The 21,593-nt window shown below is 72.2% G+C and carries 13 protein-coding genes; 6 read left to right on the top strand and 7 right to left on the bottom strand.

The window, feature by feature from the left end; all coding sequences use genetic code 11:
* The first annotated feature begins 142 nt into the window (after window positions 1-142).
* Window positions 143-5,407, top strand: a complete 5,265-nt coding sequence (locus AA23TX_RS34980) for an RHS repeat-associated core domain-containing protein (RefSeq protein ID WP_155546963.1) — start codon at window positions 143-145, stop codon at window positions 5,405-5,407.
* Between the two features lie 22 nt (window positions 5,408-5,429).
* Window positions 5,430-6,005, top strand: coding sequence for a G/U mismatch-specific DNA glycosylase (gene mug, locus AA23TX_RS34975; protein WP_230862898.1), 576 nt, complete (start codon window positions 5,430-5,432; stop codon window positions 6,003-6,005).
* 10 nt (window positions 6,006-6,015) lie between these two features.
* On the opposite strand, the gene AA23TX_RS34970 is transcribed toward mug, so the two are convergent.
* Window positions 6,016-6,195, bottom strand: a complete 180-nt coding sequence (locus tag AA23TX_RS34970) for a hypothetical protein (protein WP_155546962.1) — start codon at window positions 6,193-6,195, stop codon at window positions 6,016-6,018.
* 94 nt (window positions 6,196-6,289) lie between these two features.
* Between AA23TX_RS34970 and AA23TX_RS34965 the strand changes: the two genes are divergently transcribed.
* A complete protein-coding gene (locus AA23TX_RS34965) occupies window positions 6,290-6,937 on the top strand; it encodes a DUF4230 domain-containing protein (protein WP_196425666.1) in 648 nt (215 codons plus the stop codon).
* A 13-nt stretch (window positions 6,938-6,950) separates the two neighbouring features.
* Here the strand turns inward: AA23TX_RS34965 and AA23TX_RS34960 are convergent, their stop codons facing one another.
* Together AA23TX_RS34960 and AA23TX_RS34955 are read right to left on the bottom strand one after the other, a co-directional pair.
* Window positions 6,951-7,301, bottom strand: coding sequence for a UBP-type zinc finger domain-containing protein (locus AA23TX_RS34960; RefSeq protein WP_155546961.1), 351 nt, complete (start codon window positions 7,299-7,301; stop codon window positions 6,951-6,953).
* A gap of 68 nt (window positions 7,302-7,369) precedes the next feature.
* Window positions 7,370-8,665, bottom strand: a complete 1,296-nt coding sequence (locus tag AA23TX_RS34955; RefSeq protein ID WP_155546960.1) for an MFS transporter — start codon at window positions 8,663-8,665, stop codon at window positions 7,370-7,372.
* 119 nt (window positions 8,666-8,784) lie between these two features.
* On the opposite strand from AA23TX_RS34955, the gene AA23TX_RS34950 reads away from it, so the two are divergent.
* Window positions 8,785-9,648, top strand: a complete 864-nt coding sequence (locus AA23TX_RS34950; protein ID WP_155546959.1) for a PaaX family transcriptional regulator — start codon at window positions 8,785-8,787, stop codon at window positions 9,646-9,648.
* A gap of 136 nt (window positions 9,649-9,784) precedes the next feature.
* On the opposite strand, the gene AA23TX_RS34945 is transcribed toward AA23TX_RS34950, so the two are convergent.
* Together AA23TX_RS34945 and AA23TX_RS34940 are read right to left on the bottom strand one after the other, a co-directional pair.
* Window positions 9,785-11,383 carry a tannase/feruloyl esterase family alpha/beta hydrolase gene (locus tag AA23TX_RS34945; RefSeq protein WP_155547508.1) on the bottom strand — a complete coding sequence of 533 codons (1,599 nt, stop codon included), beginning with the start codon at window positions 11,381-11,383 and terminating at the stop codon, window positions 9,785-9,787.
* A gap of 43 nt (window positions 11,384-11,426) precedes the next feature.
* The gene (locus AA23TX_RS34940) at window positions 11,427-12,818 is read right to left on the bottom strand and encodes an MFS transporter (RefSeq protein WP_155546958.1); all 1,392 of its coding nucleotides are present in this window, start codon (window positions 12,816-12,818) and stop codon (window positions 11,427-11,429) included.
* A 146-nt stretch (window positions 12,819-12,964) separates the two neighbouring features.
* Here AA23TX_RS34940 and AA23TX_RS34935 point away from each other — a divergent pair, with 146 nt between their 5' ends.
* A complete protein-coding gene (locus AA23TX_RS34935) occupies window positions 12,965-14,719 on the top strand; it encodes a helix-turn-helix domain-containing protein (protein ID WP_155546957.1) in 1,755 nt (584 codons plus the stop codon).
* 6 nt (window positions 14,720-14,725) lie between these two features.
* On the opposite strand, the gene AA23TX_RS34930 is transcribed toward AA23TX_RS34935, so the two are convergent.
* Window positions 14,726-16,387, bottom strand: coding sequence for a long-chain fatty acid--CoA ligase (locus AA23TX_RS34930; RefSeq protein WP_230862897.1), 1,662 nt, complete (start codon window positions 16,385-16,387; stop codon window positions 14,726-14,728).
* A 403-nt stretch (window positions 16,388-16,790) separates the two neighbouring features.
* Here AA23TX_RS34930 and AA23TX_RS34925 point away from each other — a divergent pair, with 403 nt between their 5' ends.
* Window positions 16,791-17,867: an MFS transporter gene (locus AA23TX_RS34925; protein ID WP_230862896.1), complete on the top strand. Its 1,077-nt coding sequence runs from the start codon at window positions 16,791-16,793 to the stop codon at window positions 17,865-17,867.
* A gap of 32 nt (window positions 17,868-17,899) precedes the next feature.
* Here AA23TX_RS34925 and AA23TX_RS34920 read toward each other — a convergent pair whose 3' ends face one another.
* Window positions 17,900-20,731, bottom strand: a complete 2,832-nt coding sequence (locus tag AA23TX_RS34920) for a helix-turn-helix transcriptional regulator (protein WP_155546955.1) — start codon at window positions 20,729-20,731, stop codon at window positions 17,900-17,902.
* Window positions 20,732-21,593 lie beyond the last annotated feature (862 nt).

The raw sequence follows: 21,593 nt of genomic DNA, 5'->3' as shown, positions 1-21,593 counted from the left end.
GTCCTGGCGACTGTGACGTCGCCGGCCCGAGGGCACGATCGGCTGGTTGAAAAGGCATTCCCCGGGGTTCGCGAGCACCTCGTGGACACCGCTTGTTAACTTCAGACGTGGGCACACAGCAGGTGGAGGGGACGGTCGGCACGTGAGCAACCCGTTGGTCGCGGAGACGAAGGATTCGACGACGGCGTACTCGGGGATCTCCCTGCTGGAGTCCGCGGCCGATCTGAAGTCCGCGATCGAGAGCGGCGACTGGGCGTCGGTCGCGATGGGCGCCGTCGGCACCGCCCTGGACGCCCTCTCCATGGCCATGGACCCGTTCGGGGCGATCCTCGCCGCCGGGGTCGCCTGGCTGATGGAGCACGTCGGCCCCTTGAAGGAAGCTCTCAACGGCCTCACCGGCAACGCCGACGAGATCGCCGCCCAATCCGAGACCTGGAAGAACGTCGCCACCGAACTGGGCAGTGTCGGGGAAGACCTGACCGCGATGGTCAAGGCCGACACCGCGTCCTGGACCGGGAACGCCGGCGACACCTACCGCCAGCGCGCCCAAGACACCGTCACCCTGCTCGAAACCGCGCAAAAGGGCTGCGAAGGCGCCTCCAGCGGCGTCAAGACCGCCGGTGAAGTCGTCGCCGCGGTCCGGGCACTGGTGCGCGACATCATCGCCGAGCTGATCGGGCACCTGATCAGCTGGGCACTGCAGGTGATCTTCACCCTCGGCATCGGCCTCACCTGGGTCGTCCCGCAGGTCATCGGCGCCGTCGCGAAGACCGCGTCCAAGATCGCCGACCTGGTCAAGCGGCTGGTCACCGCGTTGAAGGCGCTGGTCCCGCTGCTCAAGCGCGCCGGCGACCTCTTCGGTGACGCGGCCAAGGCGTTGAAGAACATCAAGCCGGGCAAGGCCGCGCCGCCCCCGAAGAGCATCGACATCAAGGGCAACCCCAAGGACCTGGGCGGCCCCAAGGGCAAGGGCGGGCCGGACGCGCCGCCGCCGAAGACCGACCCGCCGCCGACGCCGAAGGGCGGCGACGGGAACACCACGCCGTCGGGAGCCAAGGGCGACGGCGACGGCACCCACGCGTCGGGTGCGGACGCGCCGCCGAAGACCGACCCGCCCCCCGCGTCGAAGGGCCCGGACGACACGCCGAAGAGCCCCGACCCCACGCCCCCACCGGCGTCGAAGGGCCCGGACGGGAACACCACGCCCTCGGGTACGCCGAAGGGCGACCCCAAGGGCGACGGGTCCCGGATCAAGGACAACAACGCCAAACCCGACGAGCACACCACCCAGACGAAGGACAAGACCGACTGCGGCGACCCGATCGACGTCGCGACCGGCGCCGTGATGCTGGTGCAGGAGGACGTCTCGCTGCCCGGCGCGCTGCCGCTCGTCATCGAGCGGACGCACCTGTCGACCTACCGGGCGGGCCGGCTGTTCGGCCCGACGTGGGCCTCGACCCTGGACGAGCGGCTCGAGGTGGAGCCGGACGGGCTGCACCTGGCCCTGTCCGACGGCACGCTGCTGCGCTACCCGGTCCCGCGCGGGGTCGAGGCCGTGGTGCCGGAGAGCGGTCCGTACCTGGCGCTGCGCCGGGTCCGCCACGGCTTCATCGTCGCCGACCCGCAGTCCGACCGCATGCGCTACTTCGCCGCCCCTCGCGGCGAAACCACGCTGCCGCTGCGCGCGGTCGTGGACGGCGCGGGCAACCGGATCGTGCTGCGCCACCGCGACGGCGTCCCGGTGGCGATCGAGCACTCCGGCGGCTACCGCGTCGAGATCGACAGCGCCGACGGCCTGGTCACGGCGTTGCGCACCGCGGGTGCGCCGGTCCCGCTGGCCGAATACAGCTACGACTCCGCGCGCCGGCTGGTCGAGTTCGTCGACGCCGTCGGCACCCCGCAGAAGTTCACCTACGACGCCGACGGCAGGCTGACGCGCTGGGACGACGTCAACGGCCGCTGGTACGGCTACGGCTACGACTCCCAGGGGCGCTGCGTGCGCGCCCAGGGCACCGGCGGCTACCTGAACACCGCGCTGGCCTACGAGCCCGGCCTCACGACCGTCACCGACTCGCTCGGCGCCGTCACCCGCTACCGGCTGGACGAGCGGATGCGGGTGATCGGGCAGACCGACGCGCTGGGCAACAGCACCAGCGCCGAGCGGGACCGCTTCGGGCGTGTCGTCGCCGAGACCGACGAGCTCGGCCACGTCACGCGCTGGGACTACGACGAGATCGGCAACCTCGTCGCGGTGACGCGGCCCGACGGCGGCCGCGTCGTCTACGCCTACGACGAGCGGCACCGGCCCGTCGCGGTCACCGGTCCGGACGGCGGCGTGTGGCGGTACGAATACGACCGTCGCGGCAGCCTCGCCCGCACCGTCGACCCGGCCGGCGCGGCGACCTCCTACACCTACGATCCCTTCACCGGCACCGTGGACTCGGTGACCGACGCCCTCGGCGGAGTCACCCGGATCCAGTCCAACGCCGCCGGGCTCCCCCTGCTCGTCACCGAGCCGGACGGCGCCGTGTGGCGCTACGGCTACGACGCGCTCGGCAACATCACCAGCGAGACCGACCCGGCGGGCAACACCAGCACCGTGGTCCGCGACGCCGCCGGCAACCCCGTGCAGACGCGCGACGCCGACGGCGCGGTCGAGCGGTTCGCGTCGACGGCGCGCGGCAGCTTCGAGGAGCGCACCGACGCGCGCGGCGGCGTCAGCCGCATCGAGTACGCCCAGTTCGACGTGCCGGTCAGCGAGCGGGCGCCGGACGGCGGCACGCTGAAGTACGGCTACGACACCGAACTGCGGCTCACCTCGGTCACCAACGAGCGCGGCCTGGTGTGGCGCTACGAGTACGACGCGGCGGGCCGGAAGATCGGCGAGACCGACTACAACGGGCGCGTCCTGCGCTACGGCTACGACGCCGCGGGGCGGCTGGTGCTCCGCACCAACGGCGCCGGGCAGACCATCACCTTCGAACGGGACAGCGTGGGCCGGGTCGTGCGGCGCAGCAGCGCCGACGAGGTCGTCGTGTTCACCTACGACGAGGCCGACCGGATGCTCACGGCGGCCAACGCGCACACCGAGGTCCGGTTCACCTACGACGCGCTCGGCCGCGTGCTGTCCGAGTCGATCAACGGCCGGGTCGTGCACTCCCGGTACGACGCGCTCGGCCGCCGCGTCGGCCGCCGGACGCCCTCGGGCGCGGAGTCGGTGGTCGGCTACGACGTCGCCGCCCGCCCGACCGTGCTGGCCACCGCCGGGCGCACGCTGCGGTTCGGCTACGACGCCGCGGGCCGGGAAACCGTGCGCAGCCTGCAGGGCGGCGCCGGGCCGGTGGCCGAGCTGCGCCAGGACTGGACGCCCACCGGGCAGCTGTCGGCGCAGACGGTGCTCCGCGGCGCGGAAACCGTGCAGCGGCGCGAATACGGCTACCTGCCCGACGGCTACCTCGCCGGCGTCACCGACCTGATCTCCGGACAGCGCACCCTCGATGTCGACGCCGCCGGACGGGTCCGTGCCGTGCGCGGCCCGCGGTGGCAGGAGAACTACGACTACGACGTGACCGGCGCCGTCACCGGGGCCGGCTGGTCCGGCGCGCCCCAGGCCGGCGGGCCCCGCACCTACACCGGCACCCTGCTCACCGCCGCGGGCCCCACCGCCTACCGCCACGACGGGGAAGGCCGCGTCGTCGCGCGCGAGCGCGGCGGGCAGCGCTGGACCTACGAGTGGAGCGCGGAAAACCGGCTGCTCGGCGTGCGCACGCCGGACGGCGCGGTGTGGCGCTACCGCTACGACCCGTTCGGCCGCCGGGTCGCCAAGCAGCGCCTGGACGCGACCGGCGGAGTCGCCGAGCAGGTCGAGTTCGCCTGGGACGGGCAGGTACCGGCCGAGCAGGTCCACAGTGGACCGGGCCGGCCGCCGGTCGCCACGGTGTGGGAGTACGCGCCCGGCTCACCGCTGGCGCTCACGCAGACCGAACGCGTCCTCGGCGCGGGCGGCGGGGACCGGTTCCACGCGATCGTCCCCGACCTGGTCGGGGCGCCCGCGGAGCTGGTCGACGACACCGGGGCCCTGGCCGGTCACCTGCACACGGCGTTGTGGGGCCCGCGGGTCTCGGCCGGTGGCACGGCGAGCACCCCGCTGCGGTTCCCGGGCCAGTACCACGACCCCGAGACCGGGCTGCACTACAACCGGTACCGCTACTACGATCCCGAGACCGGGCGGTTCCTCTCCCACGACCCGCTGGGCCTGACCCCGTCGCCGGACTCGCTGGCCTACGTCGGCAACCCGACCGCGATGACCGACCCGCTCGGCCTGGGCCCGACGCGGACCACGCCCTGTGCGGCCGCGGCCGCCAAGGCCCAGGCGCACCCCTACGCCCGGGGGAACTCCGGGCCGTCGACGAGCAAGCGCAAGTACCCGGAAGGCACCTACGGCGACCGGAACGCCGAGCGCAAGCGCCTCGACGACAAGCACGACTACAAGATCGACGGGGACAAGACGCACCAGTCCGAGCACGCCGCCGGTTACGACATCCTGGCCGACAACGGCGCCGCCAAGGGCTCGCGCAAGGACAAGGACAGCAAACCGCTGGAGAACAACGCCAACGCGTACTACGAGGACTACGCCAACCACCGGTACCACCCGGGCACGGGCAAGGGCGGCGCCAACCACGAATCAGGCTTCACCAAGGGCGACGTCCGGGACGCGCCCAAGACGAAGGACGACGACAGCCTCGGTTACAACGACCGCCTCGGCTCGTACCGGAACGCGCAGCGCAACGCCATCGAGGCCAACGACCCGAGCACCGCGGTCCAGCTCAACCAGCTCGGTTACGGGCACCAGCAGGGCTTCCACAAGAACGTGGACGGGAACGACGCCACCCACAGCTTCTCGGACCAGGTCTACCACGGGAACGACAAGAACCACGTCCACCACGAGGACCACCCGCTGTACGACAAGGACACCGCGGACGCGGCGAAGGCCGAACAGGATCGGCGCGACGCCATCAAGGCCGACCCGAACCACCCGGACCGGAAGGCCTACGACGACGAGCAGAAGCGGCTGGACATCGCCGACGACTCGTACCACAAGATGGTCGACGACATGCACTCCAGCGGCGAGGGCATGCGGTACAACCCGCAGGCCGGCGCCGCCACCCCGGCGGGCGGCCACACGGTGCCCGGCACCGACCACGTGACCACCAAGCCGATCGACAAGTGGGACGCGGCCGAGATGCACGGCGCGCGCGACGCGGCGCGCACCGGCGAATGGCCGGGCTACGGCGGCTTCTACAAGAACCCGACCGCCGAAGACTGGGCGGCCCTCGAGCGCGGCGACCTCGACCCGCCGTCGCTCAAGAACATCAAGGACGACGACATGATGGACCTCACCCCGTGAGCGCCGCGCCGGGCACCGCCCGGTGACCGTTCCGGACACCGCCGTCCTGCCGGACGTGCTCGACGAAGACCTGCGTGTGGTGTTCGTCGGCATCAACCCCGGCTTGACGTCGGCGGCGGCCGGGCACAGCTTCCACACGCCGGGCAACCGGTTCTGGCCCGCGCTGCACCGCGCGGGGTTCACGCCCCGGCAGCTGCGCGCGGAGGAGGAACGGCTCCTGCTGGGCTGGGGGCTGGGCATCACCAGCATCGTGCGCCGGCCGACGGCCCGTGCCGCGCAGCTGTCGCGCGACGAGCTCGTCGCGGGCGGCCGGGACCTGGCCGAACGCGTCGGGGCGATCCGGCCGCGGTGGCTGGCGATGCTGGGCGTCACCGGCTACCGGGCGGCGTTCGGGCTCCCGCGCGCCCGGCTCGGCCCGCAGGACGCGACGATCGGCGGCGCGCGCGTGTGGGTCGTGCCCAACCCCAGCGGCCTCAACGCCCACTTCCCGCCCCGGGCGCTGGCCGTCGAGTTCGCCCGGATGCGCGTCGCCGCCGGCGTGCCCGACCGCTCCGGCATCCTCGGCGACGGCCCGTTCCCGGATTCCGCGCCTCGCTGACCGAGGACGTTCAGCGAGGCGAGAGCCGAACGCCGCCGGAACTGTGCGGCAGGACAACCGAATCCGAATGTCCACTGTGGACATCGGGCGCACCGAGCTTCTCACCCTTGCGATAGCCGCCGAAGATCAGTCCGAGCACCAGGATGGCGAGGATGACCAGCAGGACCCACAGCCACACGGACTTGCGCACGAAGCTTCCCCTTCTCGGAGGTCCGACCACGTAGGCCGATCACGGTACCGCCGCGCCCGCTTGACCGCGCAGCGGAGTGGGTAACCTTCCCGCCATGGGCGCATGGGGCAGACGACTGGTCGCGATCGCGGCGGCAGTGGTTCTTTTGGCCGTGGCGGTACTCGTCGCGTCGGCGGTTCACCTGTTACCCCAGCTGCGCAACCCGTTCGCCGAAAAGACCGAGGAGCGCTCCGGTCCGGTGCTGCTGCAGTCGATCGTCGAGCTGTCGCGCTACGAGGCGGCGAGCGGGTCGTTCCAGGTGGTCGTGGACATCAAGACCAGCTCGATCCTGCCCAGCTTCCTCGCGGGCAGCGACACGCTGTTCATCGGTGTCGGCACGGACAACGCCTACGTGGACTTTTCGCGGCTGAAGGGCAACGCGGTCCAGGTCTCCGACGACCGCCTGTCCGCCACGATCACGTTGGCGCACGCCCAGCTCGAGCCGGCGACCCTGGACACCAAGGAGTCCTACGTCTACGCGCAGCAGCAGGGCCTGTTCACCCGGATCAACGACTTCCTCAGCGGGAACCCGAACTCGCAGCAGGCGCTCTACCAGCTCGCCCAGAAGCAGATCGAGGGCGCGGCCGCGAAGAGCACGCTGATCGCCGACGCGGAACGGAACACCAAGGCGATGCTGGTCGGCCTGCTGCAGTCGCTCGGCTTCAAGAACGTCACGGTGAACTACGCCGACAACACCGGCTGACCGGGACGCCCGGTCACCGGTGCAGGCGCTGCGGCCAATCCTCCGGGACCCGTTCGGCCGGCCCCGGCGCGGTCTGGGTGAGCGGGCGGTGCGCCGGGGCGGCGAGCTCCGGGCCGGACTCGTACATCGCCTGCTCGCCGTAGTCCCAGAACCACTCTTCGCCGGGCTCGAAGCTGCGCACGAAACGGTGCCCCGCGGCCGCCGCGTGGGCGCTCGCGTGCTGACCGGGCGAGGAGTCGCAGCACCCGATGTGGCCGCACTCGCCGCACCGGCGAAGGTGGAACCACCAGCCCTGCGGGTCCGCGGCGTCGCAGTCCGCACAGCCCGTGCCACTGGGCGGCACCGAGGGGTCTACGCCTTGCATGCGAACTCCTTCGCTCGGAGGCGGCGGGCGGTGCCGCGCAACAGACCCGACTGTAATCCGAACCGCCATCACGCGCTCCCGGCCGGTACCCCGGCCGGGTCCGCCAGGTCGACTTGGTGACTTTCGCGCAGCACGAGCACGCACAGCACCGTGACGAGGCAGCAGGCCGCGATCACCGCGGAGATCACCCCCGTGCCCGAACCGGCCACGGCCGCGAACACCACCGGGCCGATCCCCGCGCCGAGCCCGGCGATCTGGTAGCCGAGGGACGCGCCCGTGTAGCGGGTGCGGGTGGCGAACAGCTCCGTGTACAGCGCGGCCAGCGGCCCGTACATCGCCGGGTGCGCGATCGACTGCCCCAGCACGAGGGCCAGCGTCAGCAGCCCGGCCGAACCGCTGTCGATCAGCGGGAACAACAGGAAGCCGACGACGCCGGTGGCCAGCGCCCCGGCGATGACGACGGGACGCCGCCCGACGCGGTCGGACAGCGCCGAGAAGCCGATGATGCCGGCCACCGCGCCGACCGAGGACACCGTGATCGCGTTGAGCACGGTCTGGCGGGTGAATCCCGCGTGGACGGCGTAGGAAAGGACGTACGTGGTGAGCGTGCCCTGGGCGACGAACGCGCCGAAACCCACGCCGATGGCCAGGAGCAGGTTCTTCGGGTGGCGGCGCAGCACCTCCAGCAGCGGCGCCCCGGCGGAGCGGTCGGCCGCGGCGAACACCGGGGTCTCGTCGACCTTCAGCCGGATGAACAGGCCGATGGCCAGCAGCACGACGCTGAGCAGGAACGGCACCCGCCAGCCCCACGCGAGGAACTGTTCGTCGGTCGTAACCGCGCCCATCAAGGTGAGCAGCAGCGTGGAGACCACCATCCCGCTGGGCGCGCCGGCGTTGGTGAAGCTCGCCCACAGGCCGCGACGGCTGGTCGCGTGCTCGGCCGACATCAGCACCGCGCCGCCCCACTCGCCGCCGACGGCGATGCCCTGCAGCACGCGCAGCACGATCAGCAGCACCGGCGCCCACACGCCGATCTGCGCGTAGGTCGGCAGGACGCCGATCAGCGTGCTCGCGATGCCCATCATCGACATCGTGATCACGAGCATCCGCTTGCGCCCCAGCAGATCGCCGAAGTGCCCGAAGACGATCCCGCCGATCGGCCGCGCCAGGTAGCCGGTGGTGAACGTGCCGAGGCTGGCGACCGTGCCGAGCACCGGATCCAGGTTCGAGAAGAAGACCTTGTTGAACACCACCGCCGACGCGGTCGCGTAGAGGAGGAAGTCGTAGTACTCGATCACGCTGCCGAAGTAGCTGGAGAGCACCGCGCGGCGCAGCTGCGCCCGCGATCGGAGGTTGTCCGCCATCGCATCCTGCCTCGTCGCCGACCCCACGTGACCCACGTCACGCCGCGAGGAACGTTAAGCACTTTGGTGACCACCGTCAAGACACTGCCCAACATCAGGTGGGGGCTTATGCTCGCGGCGTGAGTGATCCGGCCGTCTCCGCCGCCGAGGGCATCGGCGCCGACACCCCGCGTCCGCAGACGCTGCTGCTCACGTTCTTCGGCGGCCACGTCCTCGACCGCCGGATCCACGTCGCCACCGCGAGTGTGCTCGACGTGCTCGAGCGCGTCGGCGTCTCCGAGCACGCCACCCGGTCCACGCTGAGCCGCATGGCCCGGCGCGGCCTGCTGCACCGGGCGCGCCGCGGGCGGCACGTCTACTTCGGCCTCACCGAGCGGTCGCGCGCGATCCTGCACGACGGCGAGCTGCGCATCTGGCGGGCCGGCGCGGTCAACCGGCAGTGGGACGGCACCTGGACGCTGCTGGGTTTTTCGATGCCCGAGTCGTGGCAGCGCCAGCGGCACGCCCTGCGGTCGAGACTGCTGTGGGCCGGCTTCGGGAGCTTGCAGGGCGGCCTGTGGATCGCCCCGGGCGAGGTCGACCCGGTCCCGTTGCTCGACGGCCTCGGCGCGGACGCCCACGTGAAGGTGTTCCAGGCCCGGGCACTGCCGCCCACCGAGGTCGCCGGGATCGTCCGGGAGGCCTGGGACACCCACGGCCTGGCCGCGCGCTACCGGGCGTTCCTGGCGCGCTGGCAGGACCCGGAGTCCCAGGCACCGGACAGCCTGGCCCGCGACCTGCTCCTGGAGTCCGACTGGCTGCAGACCATCCGCGACGACCCCCGGCTGCCCCGCGAGCACCTGCCGGCGGACTGGCCCGCCGAGCCGGCGCAGGAGCTGTTCTACGCGCTGAGCAAGGAACTGAGGCCGGCGGCCCGCGCGATCGCGGCGGAGATCCTCGACTCGATCACCGACGAGCAGGCGGACGTCGAAGCCGCGGAGTGAGCGGGCGGCCTCCCTCGCCGGAAGGCCGCCCGCGCACCGGTTTCAGTACGCGCAGGCGAAGCCCGGTCCGGACCCCGCCGAGCGAGCCCCTGACGCGGGCGGCCCTCCTCACCGGAAGGCCGCCCACGCAACGCGCTCAGCGCGTGCAGACGAAACTCGAGGCCAGGTTCGGATCGCCGGCGCGGTACCGGGGCCACTCCGGGTACGCGCAGAGCGGCCGGGTGCGAGCGTGGCTGAGGTCCGTCACGACCGGGTTCGCCGGCGGCTGCCCCCGGTCGACCCAGCGCTCCAGCGCCGAGAGCGAATCCCACGCCGCGGCCACCGCCGGGGTGCCGAAGTTCGCGTGGTTCGCTCCGGGCACGACGTAGTACCGCAGGAAGGCGTCGGTCGCCCGCGGGCCCACCGTCTCGCGCACCCGCTGGTAGTAGTCCGTCGTCGAGTACGGCGAGACCAGCTCGTCCGCAGCTCCGTGGAGCAGGATCAGCTTGCCGCCGGCCCGGGCGAACGGGCCCAGGTCCGCGTTGTTCCGGTCCTCTATTGTGGACAGTGCGCTGATCCGGTCGAGCCACTTCCCCGGGTGCCGGGGATCCACGTCGAGCGAGTTGTACTGCGGGTCCCTGGTCAGGAAGTACTTGACCCACTGGTCCCAGTACTGCATCCCGTAGCCGCTCGTGACCGGCATGGGATTGGCCGGTGCCGTGGTGCCGAAGCCGAGGAACGGCGTCCGCATGTCCGCCCCCGACAGGAACGGGAAGCCCGGGTACTGCGTTTCGCCGCTGGCGATCCGGTACGGCCACCGGAACGGCGACGACATGGCGGTCACCGCCCCGATCTGCGGATCCGACAGACACGCCGGGCCGGTGTCGGCGCCGCCCGGACAGCGGAGCGAACGAGGATCGAAGTGGCACGCACCCGGGTTCGAGACGACCTGGTCCCGGAGGCCGTCCAGCCCGTCGCACGCGGAGATGACGCTGGTGTAGAGCAACGTCTGCTTGTCCACCCCGGGAAACGCGCCCGGGCGCGAAAGAACCTGCACCAGGTACCCCAGGTCGAGGATCTCGGCCATGTTGTTCCAGGCCGGAAAGGCCGAGATCACCCCGTCGAACGCCGTCGGCCACCGCTGGGCGACGTTGAGAGCTTCGCGGCCGCCGGTCGACCCGCCGGAGAAGAACACCTCCGCGGGCGAAGCCGCGTAACCGCGCCGGATGAGGAACCGGCTCGCGTCGAGGGTCTTCTTGAGGGCGTCGCCGGCCGCGAAGTTCACCAGGGCCTCGTCGTTCGCGCCGAACGACCCGTCCAGTGACGGCGGGGACGCCGGGTTCTGCTGGTGGCCGGAGTCGCTCGCGAACGTCGCGTACCCCCGGGCCAGCGGCACCGGCTGGTCGGCCGGGCCGAACGGCACGTTCGACGCCGGATCGGGAATCGTGCCGTTGTAGCCGCCGCCACCGAACATCAGCGCACGGTGGTTCCACTCCGACGGCAGGTCGAGGCGCATCTTGATGGACGGCGCGGCGGGGTCGACGGGGAAGAGGTCGGCGTCGACCTGGCAGAACCGGATCGTCTTGCCGCTGACGACGGCGGTCGTGTCCACCGCCGCCGTGACCCGGCCGCCGGTCGTCGGCAGGCTCATCACCGACGCGGGGATCTTCAGCTGGTTCAGCGCGGCGCACCCCGGCACCGCCGTCGTCGTCGCCGACGCCGGCCCGGCCACCGCGGTCGCCACCAGGAGCGTCATCACCGGCAGGGCCAGCCGGCGCGTTGTCCTTTTCACTCCTGCCTCATTTCGCCGAGTAGAGGTGCGTGCCGGGGACGGCGTGCGGATCGGCACGGACCTCGGCGGGGTTCGTCTCCGGCAGGAACCACGCGCTGGCGAAGGTGACCAGCCCCATCAGCGTGATGTAGCCGGCGACCGCCAGGGTGTTCCCGGTCCCCGCGATGAGGGCGGTCATCAGGAACGGCGTGCCGCCACTGACGATGATCGCGGACAGCTGGTAGGCCAGCGACGCGCCGGAGTAGCGGACGCCCGGTGCGAAGAGCTCGCCGAGGAAGCTCGCGATCGGGCCGTAGGTGAGGGTCTGGAAGATGAAACCCACCGTCACCGCGACGAAGATCAGCGGCAGCGAGGCGGTGCCGACGAGCCCGAAGTACGGGAAGGCCCACACCGCGACGCCCAGACCGCCGATCAGGATCAGCGGCCGGCGGCCCACCTTGTCCGAGAGGTGGCCGGACCACGGGATGACCACGAGCATCGCCACGGACGCGAGCAGCACGACCGCGAGCAGGGAATTGCGCTTGAGCCCCAGAGAACCGGTGCCGTAGCTCAACAGCCCGGAGATGCTGACGTAGAACAGGCTGTTGGTGGCGGACAGGAGCCCGCAGCCGAGCAGGATGGTGCCCCACTTGCTGCGCAGGACCTGCGCCAGCGGAGCCCGGACCGCCGGGCCGTCGGACTTCGCTTCCCGTTGCAGCTCGCGGAACTCCGGCGTGTCCTCGACCTTGGCCTGGATGTAGAGGACCACCGAGAACATCACGACGCTGAGCAGGAACGGGATCCGCCAGCCCCAGCTGAGGAACGCGGCGTCCGGCATCAGGCCGCTGGCCGCCACGAAGATCAGGTTCGACAGGATCACGGCGACCGGAACGCTGGTCTGGCCGAACGTCCCGGCGAAGCCGCGTCGCTTGGGCCCGGCGGATTCGGTGAGCAGGAGCACGATGCCGCCCCACTGACCGCCGGTCGCGAGCCCCTGGATGAAGCGCAGGATGACCAGCAGCGTCGGGGCCAGCGCTCCGACCGACGCCGCCGTGGGCAGGCAGCCGATCAGGAAGGTCGCGGCCCCCATCACCGCCAGGCAGGCGACGACGACCGGCTTGCGCCCGTACTTGTCGCCGAGGTGCCCGGCGAGCACCCCGCCGACCGGCCGGGCGACGAAGCCCGCCCAGAACGTGCTGAAGGCGAGCAGGGTCCCGGTCAGCGCCGAGGAGTGCGGGAAGAACACCTTCGGGAACACCAGGGCGGCCGCGGTGCCGTAGAGGAAGAAGTCGTACCACTCGATCGAACTGCCGACGAGCCCCGCGGCCAGCAGCTTGCGGAAGGCCCGGCGCCGAACCGGGGACGAACCGGCGTCGGCGTGGCCGGGCTGTCCTTCGGGTTGGGTGAGGGGAACTGTCATGGATGCCGCCTTCGTCGTTGAGCGCAGCCCGGTGATGGCGGTCATGTTAGGGCGCCCGTTACGCTGGGGTTGAGGTGTGGACCACCCACTCCTGCCCCCGAATCGGTGGCGCTTTCGTCCACCCGAATCCGAACCTGGAGAGCACTGTGGCCAACGGATCCGGTACGGCGGAGACACGCCGGCAGCGGGAACTGGCGTCGTTGTACGCGACCGTCAAGTCGCTCACCGCGCTGGGCGGCCTCGACGAGGTCCTGCAGTCGATCGTCCACCACGCCCACGACCTGATCGGCACGGACTTCACGTACCTCTCGCTGGTCGGCGCCGACGGCAGGCTGTCGGCCCGCGCGGCGGAAGGCACGGTCTCCCCCACCTTCCTCGCGGCGGCCATCCCGACGAGGGTGGGGCTGGGCGGCAAGGTGCTGGCCTCCCGGAGCCCGCACTGGGTGCGCGACTACGCCGCGTCGACCCTGATCGAGCACGATCCCGACTTCGACCGCCTGGTCACGACCGAGGAGCTCGTCGCGCTGCTCGGGGTGCCGCTGGTCATCCGGGGCGAAGCGGTGGGCGCCCTGTTCGCCGCGGACCGCTCAGAGCGGTCGTTCCAGGCCGACGAAATCGCGCTGCTGAACGCGTTCGCCGATCACGCCGCGGTGGCCCTCGACAACGCCCGGCTCTACGAGGAGAGCCGGACCGCGCTGCAGGAACTCCAGGTCGCGTACCGGAAGAGCGAACGGGCGCAAGCGATCCACGAAGCACTGACCGGTGCCGTGCTGGGCGGCGGGACACCGGGCGACGTCGCGCAGCTCCTCGCCGACCAGCTCGGCGGGAGCGTCACGCTGCTCGACCACACCGGCGCCGCGGTCGCCCGCCGGGACTCGGCGTCGAACCCGTGCCCGGGCCCGTCGGAGGCCGCCCTTTCCGGCGCCGTCGAGGACGCGCGGCGCTCGGGCCGCTGCACCTTCGCGGCCGGTGCCGACGGCGCCGCCCTCAGCGTCGCCGCGATCCAGGCGGGCGACAGCTACCTCGGCGCGCTGGCCTGGAACCGGAAACCCGCCGACGGCCAGGACGTCCCGGACGCGATGGACCTGCGCACCGTCGAGCGCGCCACCCACATCCTCGGGCTGCTCATCCTCAAGGAGCGGGCCGTCGCCGACGCCGGCGAGCGGCTGAGCGGCGAGCTGCTGACCGAGCTCATGGTCGGCGGGCCCGGGATCAGCACGGCGCAGCGCGCCCGCGCCCGGGCCCGCAACATCGACGTCGACGGCCTGGACCTGGTCCTCGTCGCGGACTCCCCCACCGTCGCGGCGACCGACCTCGCGCGCCACCTGCACGACATCGCCCGGAACCGCGGCGGACTGGCGGGCGAGCACCTGGGCCGGGCCACGCTGGTCCTCCCGGGCGGGGACGACGAGCGGACCGCCGAGGAAGTCCACAGTGGACTGCGACGCACCCTGGGCGGCCCGCTCGTCGTCATCGGGGAACGGGCGGTCGACCACGACTGGTCCCGCGCCTTCTCCCTCGCCGGGCGCTGCGGCGCGGTGGTGCGCGCGCTCGGGCACACCGACCTGGGCACCACCACGCGCCGGTACGCGCTGTACGCCATGGTCTTCGACCCCGAACGGGCCGGCGAGCTCGACGGCTTCCTCGCCGGCTCCATCGGTGCGCTCCTCGACTACGACCGGCGGCGGGGCACCGGCCTCGTCGACACCCTGAGCGCCTACTACGTCCACCACGCGAACGTCGCGGCGACGGCCCGGGCGTTGCACCTGCACGTCAACACCCTGCTCAAGCGGCTGGACCGGGCCGGTACCGTCCTCGGCCTCGACTGGCGGCGCGAGAACGACCTGGAGCTGCGGCTCGGGCTCCGGCTGCACCAGCTGCGGGCGAGCACGCGATCGTGAAGCGCCTCAGGCGATCCGCGCCGAGTCCCGCAGGGCGATCTTCGAGAGCTTGCCGGTGCCCGTCTTGGGCAGCGTGGCCAGGAAGACGAACTCGTCGGGCAGCCACCACTTGGCGACCATCGGCGTGATGTGCCGCAGGAGGTCCTCGGCCGTCGCCGCGCTGCCTTCGCGCAGGGCGACGTACGCGACGGGGCGTTCCATCCACCGCGGGTCCGGCCGGGCGATCACGGCGACCTCGACGACGTCGGGGTGGGAGGCGATGGCGCCTTCCAGTTCGACCGACGAGATCCACTCGCCACCGGACTTGATCAGGTCCTTCATCCGGTCCACGAGCCGCAGGTAGCCCTCGGCGTCGAGGGTGGCCAGGTCTCCGGTGCGCAGCCAGCCGTCGCCGGTGAAGCTGCTTTCGGAGTCCACGCGGTAGTAGGCACCCGCCACCCACGGGCCGGCCACCTGCAGCTCGCCGACGGCCTCGCCGTCGCGCGGCAGCTCCTGGCCCGTCTCGACGTCGACGACCCGCACGTTCACCAGCGGCAGTGGCTGGCCCTGGGCGGCCCGCACCGCCAGCTGTTCCGCCTCGCTCGCGTCCCGGTGCTGGGTGCGCGTGCCCCCGATGACGCCGACGGGGCTGACCTCCGTCATCCCCCAGGAATGGGTGATGGGCACGCCGATCGCGGTGCGGTAGGTCTCCGACAGCGCCGGCGGGACGGCGGAGCCGCCACCGAGCAGGAACCGCGTGGCGCTCAGGTCGTACGCCGCCAGCCGCGGGGCCAGGCTCGTCCAGACGGTGGGCACGGCCCCGGCGACGGTCACCCGCTCGGCCGCCATCAGCCGCAGCAGGTGGTCCGGGTCCGCCGACGCGCCGGGCAGGACCAGGGCGGCGCCCGCCATCATCGCGCCGTAGGGCAGGCCCCAGGCACTGGCGTGGAACATGGGCACGATCGGCAGCACGACGTCGCTCTCGCTCAGGCCGATGAGACCGGCGGCCAGCGTGCCCAGGCAGTGCAGGACCGTCGAGCGGTGACTGTAGAGCACGCCCTTCGGCGGCCCGGTCGTCCCGGACGTGTAGCACAGCCCGGAGGCCAGGTTCTCGTCCGCGAGCGTGAACGCGTCCTCGAACGGGCCCGCGAACGGCTCGGCCGCGGCGATCAGCTCGTCGTAGTGGGAGATCCGGGGGTCCGCCGGGATCGCGGTGTCGGTGCCGTCGGGCAGGACCACCCAGTGCCGCACCGGCGGCAGCCGGTCGACGCTGGGCCAGATGCGCGGCAGCAGCCCGCGATCGACGAACACGACGTCGTCCTCGGCGTGGTTCACGATGTACTCGAGGTGCTCCGCCGGCAGCCGGATGTTGATCGAGTGCAGCACCCGCTTGGTGGCCGGTACCGCGAGGTAGAGCTCCAGGTGGCGCCGGCTGTTGCTCGCGAAGGTGGCGACCCGGGCGCCGGGCGGGACACCGAGGGTGTCCAGCGCGGTGGCGAGGCGCCGGGCGTCGGCGGCCACGTCGGCGTAGGTGAGCCGCTCGGAACCGGCCGTCACGACGGGCTTGTGCGCGAAAAGCCGCTCCGCGCGGTCGAGGATGTGCGCGATCGTGAGCGGCCGCGGCTGCATCAGCCCGTGCACGGCGTCGCCTCCGCGAGCGGCTCCGGGGACGCGCGCTTGTTCAGGCATGGTTCGGCTCTTTCGGTCGGCGGGTCCGGCCCCGGAGACGGGGCCCGGCGCTCGGTGCGCGTGTCACTCTAAGTGCGCGTTCCGGGCGGAAGAGAGGGTGGAATCTTCCACTGATCCCGGCGATCCAGCGTGTTTTAACCACACCACTCCCGGGTGGGAGCTTCGTCCGGCCGTGCCGATGCACGCCCATTCGCCGGGCGCCCGAAACTCCTCACAACCGTTGCGTCGCAACGGAACTTCGTACATCCGTCAGGTGACGGATGTCTGCTTTACATGTGTCAAGAAACATTGCTCTACGGAGTACGCCGCTCCGGACCTCCACCCCCGAGGAGGAGCGATGTTCCGTGCTACGACCGTCTCCACGGCCGTGATTTTCGTCCTCGCCATCAACTTGAGACCGGCCGTGACCAGCCTGGGTGCGGCCCTCCCGGACATCTCCGTCGCCAGTGCCCTCGTCGCCGCCGTGCTCGTCGCGCTGCCCCTGTGGGCGATCGGCCTCGGCGGCTGGGCGACACCGTGGCTGTGCGGCCGCCTGGGCACGCACCGGACCGTCACCGTCGCCCTCCTCGGACTGGTGCTGTCACTGGCCGGCCGGGTGCTCGGCGGCTCGATACCCCTCCTGGTCGGGACCGCGCTCGCGTGCCTGGCCATCGCCGTGCTCGGCACCATGCTCCCGCTGCTGGCCAACGGGTCCGCCGCCTTCACCCTCGGACTCGGGCTCGGCAGTACCGCCGGCGCCCTGGTCACGCCCGCGGTGGTGCTGTCGTCCTCGTGGCGGATCGGCCTCGGCCTCTGGGCGGTCGTGGCCCTGCTGGCCCAGCAGGTGTGGCGGCGCACCCCCGGCGAGTTCGTGTCGCCGCGAGCAGCCTCCGGATGGGTGCCCGCCTCCGCCCTGACCATCCACTTCGGGCTCATCTCGACGGTGACGTTCCTGGTCATGGGCTGGCTCCCGGGCATCCTGCGCAGCGCGGGAGTCCCGGCGGCGACCGCGGGTGCGTGCCTCGCGCTGTCGATGGCCATGGGGCTGCCCATGATGTGGCTCGTCCCCGGCTGGACCCGCCGGTGGCGCAACCAGACCCTGCTCGTCGTCACGCTGGCCGTGCCCAACGTCATCGGCGTCGCCGGCCTGCTCCTCGCCCCGGCGGCCGCGCCCTGGCTGTGGGCGGCGGCGACCGGCACGGGCATGGGAGCGCTCGCGTTCGGGCTGACGACGATCTCGTTGCGCAGCAAGGGCAGCTCACTCGCCCTGTCCGCGGTGGTCCAGGGCGTCGGCTACGTCATCGCCGGGTTCGGGGTGCTGGCCTGCGGGTGGCTGCACACGTTCACCGGCACCTGGCGGACGCCGTTGCTGCTGGTGCTGGCGATCCTGCTCGGCCAGGTCGTCAGCGGGCACCTCGCGGTGACGCGCCGGACGCCGGCGGCGCCGGTGCCGCGCGCTCTCACCGTGCTTCCCCACGACAGCGCGCCGGAGGCCGCCTGACCATCCACTTAGGACACCGGACCGCCCCGGGCTCAGCCCGAGGCGGTCTGGTTGCGGCCGGCTTCCCGCGCGATGTCGATGCGCGAGTTCACCCCGAGCTTGGTCAGGATGTGCGACACGTGCGTGCCGACCGTGCGCGGGGACAGGTAGAGGCGGCCCCCGATCTGCGGGTTCGACAGGCCTTCCACCACGAGCGCGGCGATCTTGCCCTCGGTCGGGGTCAGGCTGTCCCAGCCGTGCGTGGCCTGCCGGTGCTTCGCCGTCGGGCCGCGCCGGATGCCGAACACCCGGAACTGGGCGCGCAGCCTCGCCACGTCCCACTGCGCGTCCAGCTCCGCGTAGAGGTCGACGGCGTGGGTGAAGGCAGCCCGCGCCGGGCCGCGGTCTTCGGCCTCGGCGCTCGCGAAGGCGAACGCGGCCGCTTCCAGCGCCTTGGCGCGGGACAGCGGCCGGCCCGCGTCGCGGTAGCCGTCGGCGGCTCGCAGCAACGCCGTCGGGTCCTGCTCGAGCAGACCGCGGCAGTACAGGGCCAGCGCCAGCCGGTGCGGCACTGTGGAGCCGTCGGCGATCGCCCGGGCCCTGGCCTCGATCTCCGCGGCCGTTCCCCGGTCGCCGATCGCCGTGGCCAGCCGCGCGGCGTCGCCCAGGAGGTCCTCCCCCGCGTCTTCGCCGGTCAGCACGTCGGTCAGCACGCTGAGCGCCTGCTCGGGCACGCCGGCGTGCTCGAAGGCGAGGCAGCGGGCCCGCACCAGGGGCTCCACGACCCGGTCGCCGATGCGCTCCGAGTACGGCTCCGCGATTTCGAGGTGCTTGAGCGCCGCCGCCGTCTCGCCGCGGTGGAAGTGGATGATCGCGGCGACGCCGTGGTCGCAGCACACCACGCTCGGGTCCTTGCGCTCGTCCGGGACGACGTCGACCTCGGCCAGCGCGTCGTCCCACCGGCCGGCCCCCAGCAGCAGCTGCCCGAGCGCGCTCTGGACCTGGTTCAGCCGCACGGCACTGCCGGTGCGGTCGGCCAGCTCCCGCGCCCGCCCGGCCGCGGCGAGCGCGTCGGTGTAGCGGTCGAGCGCGCCGAAGGTGACCGACTGGTTGATGCGCAGCAGCAGGGTGAGGTCGATCAGCGCCGGGTCGCCCCGCACGATGACCATCGCGCGCTCGAACAGCGGTAGGGCGCCCGTCCAGTCGCCGCGCATCATCGCGACCAGGCTCAGCACGTGCAGCGCCCACCCGGTCGCCCAGCGGTCTTCGACCGCGCCGAGCTCCGCCAGCGCCGCGGTGGCGACCCGGCCCGCGGTGTCGACCTCGCCGAGGTCGCGGTGCGTGCGCGCGATGAGCACCAGCAGCCTGGCCCGGTGCCGGGCTTCCAGGCCCGGTTGCTCCAAGGCTTCGTTCAGCGTGGCGAGGGACTCCGCGGAGCGGCCGGTCATCCCGTGGCACTGCACGACCGTCGTGTGCAGGTCGACGACCACGTCGGGGTCGCGGACGCGGTCCAGTGCGCGGCAGGCGATCCGCTCGGCCTGGGCGACGTTGCCCACCCGGTAGTACGCGTCGGCCAGCCGGCAGGCCAGCGCGCCGGTCACGGCGTCGTCGAGCGGGGCGTCCCGCACCGCCCGGCGCAGGAGCGCGACGGCGGCCACGGGAGCCTGGCCGATCAGCGGCGTGGCCACGTCGAGCAGCCACTTCACGGCCCAGGCGGGCACCGGCACGCGACTGTCCGTTGTGGACACCATGGGCAGCAGCTGCCGCGCGACCCGCTCCACCGGCGCGCGCGCCTCGGCCAACGCCCAGGCGGCGGACTGGTGCCAGGCGATCCGGACCGCCGTCGGCATCTCGTCGTACAACGCCCGGCGGATCAGCGTGTGCCGGAACGCGAGGTCGTCCCCGGCCGCGACCAGCACGCCGGCGGCACGGGCCTCGTCGAGGGCGGGCATCAGGTCGGCGAGCGAGCTGTTCGTCACGGTCACCAGGTCCGCGACCGAGAAGCCGTCCCCGAGCAGCGCCGCCGCCCGCAGCACGGTCCGCGCCGCCTCGGACAGGAAGCCCAGCCGGTCCGCGATCGCCTCCGGCAGGGAGTCCGGCGTGGCCGTGCCGGTCAGCTCCGCGACGCCCGCCGGGTCGACTTCCACGCACGAGCTCCGGGACAGCGCGTCGAGTAGTTCGGTGAGGTACAACGGGTTCCCGGCGGCGCCGGCGGCGAGCTCCTCCAGCCGGGTGCCGGGTCTGCCGCCGGCCAGCTCCGCCACCAGCTCGAGGGCCGCCGGCTCCGCCAGCCGGCCCAGGCGCAGCCGCTCGGCCGGGGGGACGACCCGGAACAGCGACCGGAGGTCGTCGCGGCGCGGCACCGGACGCAGCACCCCGACCAGGAGCAGCGGAAGCCGCCGGACCGAGCGGGCGATCCGGGCCCACACCGCGACCGTCGTGCGATCGGCCCACTGCAGCTCGTCGACGACCAGCACGGCCGGGCCGGCCTGGCAGAGCTCGTCCACCAGCGCGATCAGCTGCTCGGCGGCCGCGGCGGCTAGGTCGGCACCCTTGCCCGCGACGGCTTCGCCGCCCAGCAGCTCGGCGATGGCGTCACGACGGGGATCCCGTGTCACCGGCGCGATCCGCAGGGCGTCCAGGAGCGGCAGCAGCGGCAGCGCCTGCCCGAGCTCGTCACCGGCTCCCCAAAACACCTGGCAGCCGGCCTCCTCGGCCACGGCGACGGAAGCGCGGACCAGTGCGGACTTTCCGATGCCCGGCTCGCCGTCCACCAGCACCGCGCGGCCACGGCCCTGGACCGCTTCACGAATCCAGGCGGCCAGCCGGGACAGCTCGTCATCCCGACCGACCAGAAGCTCGGAACCGTCCGTGAGCGGTCGCACACCGGCGATAATAGAAGGAAAAACGTTACCCAACAAGAGGTATGCTTGGGCAGCCCGGATCGGCAGCCGCAGCCCCTCCGGAAACCGTCCATTTCGATGAATTTTCCCGTTCTGTGATCACAGCGTGATTCCACCACCCGGCATTGACAGGGCATCATCTGCCCGCCGGCCGCCGGTCGCTCCGGCACCACAAAAGGTCCGCCATCCCGAACAGTCATTCGTGCACGATCGACCACCGGAGGAATGATGCGGGTTCATCGAGCGGCCGCCCTGGGCGCCGCGGTCGCGTTGAGCGTCTTCACTGTCAGCATCCCGGGTGCTTCCGCGGCGGCCGCCGCGGGCAGCGCCAGCACGGTTTCGAAGTCCATCAGCGTCCCCAGCCCGGACAAAAGCGGGGAGATCCGGGTTTCACCCGACGAAATGGGGTACAACTGAGGGTATCCGCCCCCGCGGCCGCAGCCGGGTCACTTCCCCGGCTGCGGCCGTTTCGCGTCCACGGCGGAGCCGTTCGAAGATTTCGACAGTGCCGCCGCGACCACCTCGCCGACCCCTCCGCGAGCGTCCCCACAATTGGCTCAAGCCGACGATTATACCGTGCCGAACGCAACAACGATGGCAACCATTTGATTTCGATGAGATGAATTCGCCAGGGCCCGCGGGCGCCGGGCACGCGAGCGTCGATCAAATGTCTTTTGCATTGCCCGGTGCCCGCCGGGCCACGTTTTCCGCAGGCCGGCGAGGTGCGCGACCGGCCGGTTTCCGAATCCGATCTCCGAAGCGCCGACCACGACGCGCCGGGCCCGCACAACTGTCCACACCGGATGCGCGCGGGTTTTGCGATTAATCGCAAACTGGGCGCCCT

The sequence above is a fragment of the Amycolatopsis camponoti genome (assembly GCF_902497555.1).
GTDB classification, from domain to species: Bacteria; Actinomycetota; Actinomycetes; order Mycobacteriales; family Pseudonocardiaceae; genus Amycolatopsis; species Amycolatopsis camponoti.
This window is presented reverse-complemented; position numbering and strand designations above follow the sequence as displayed.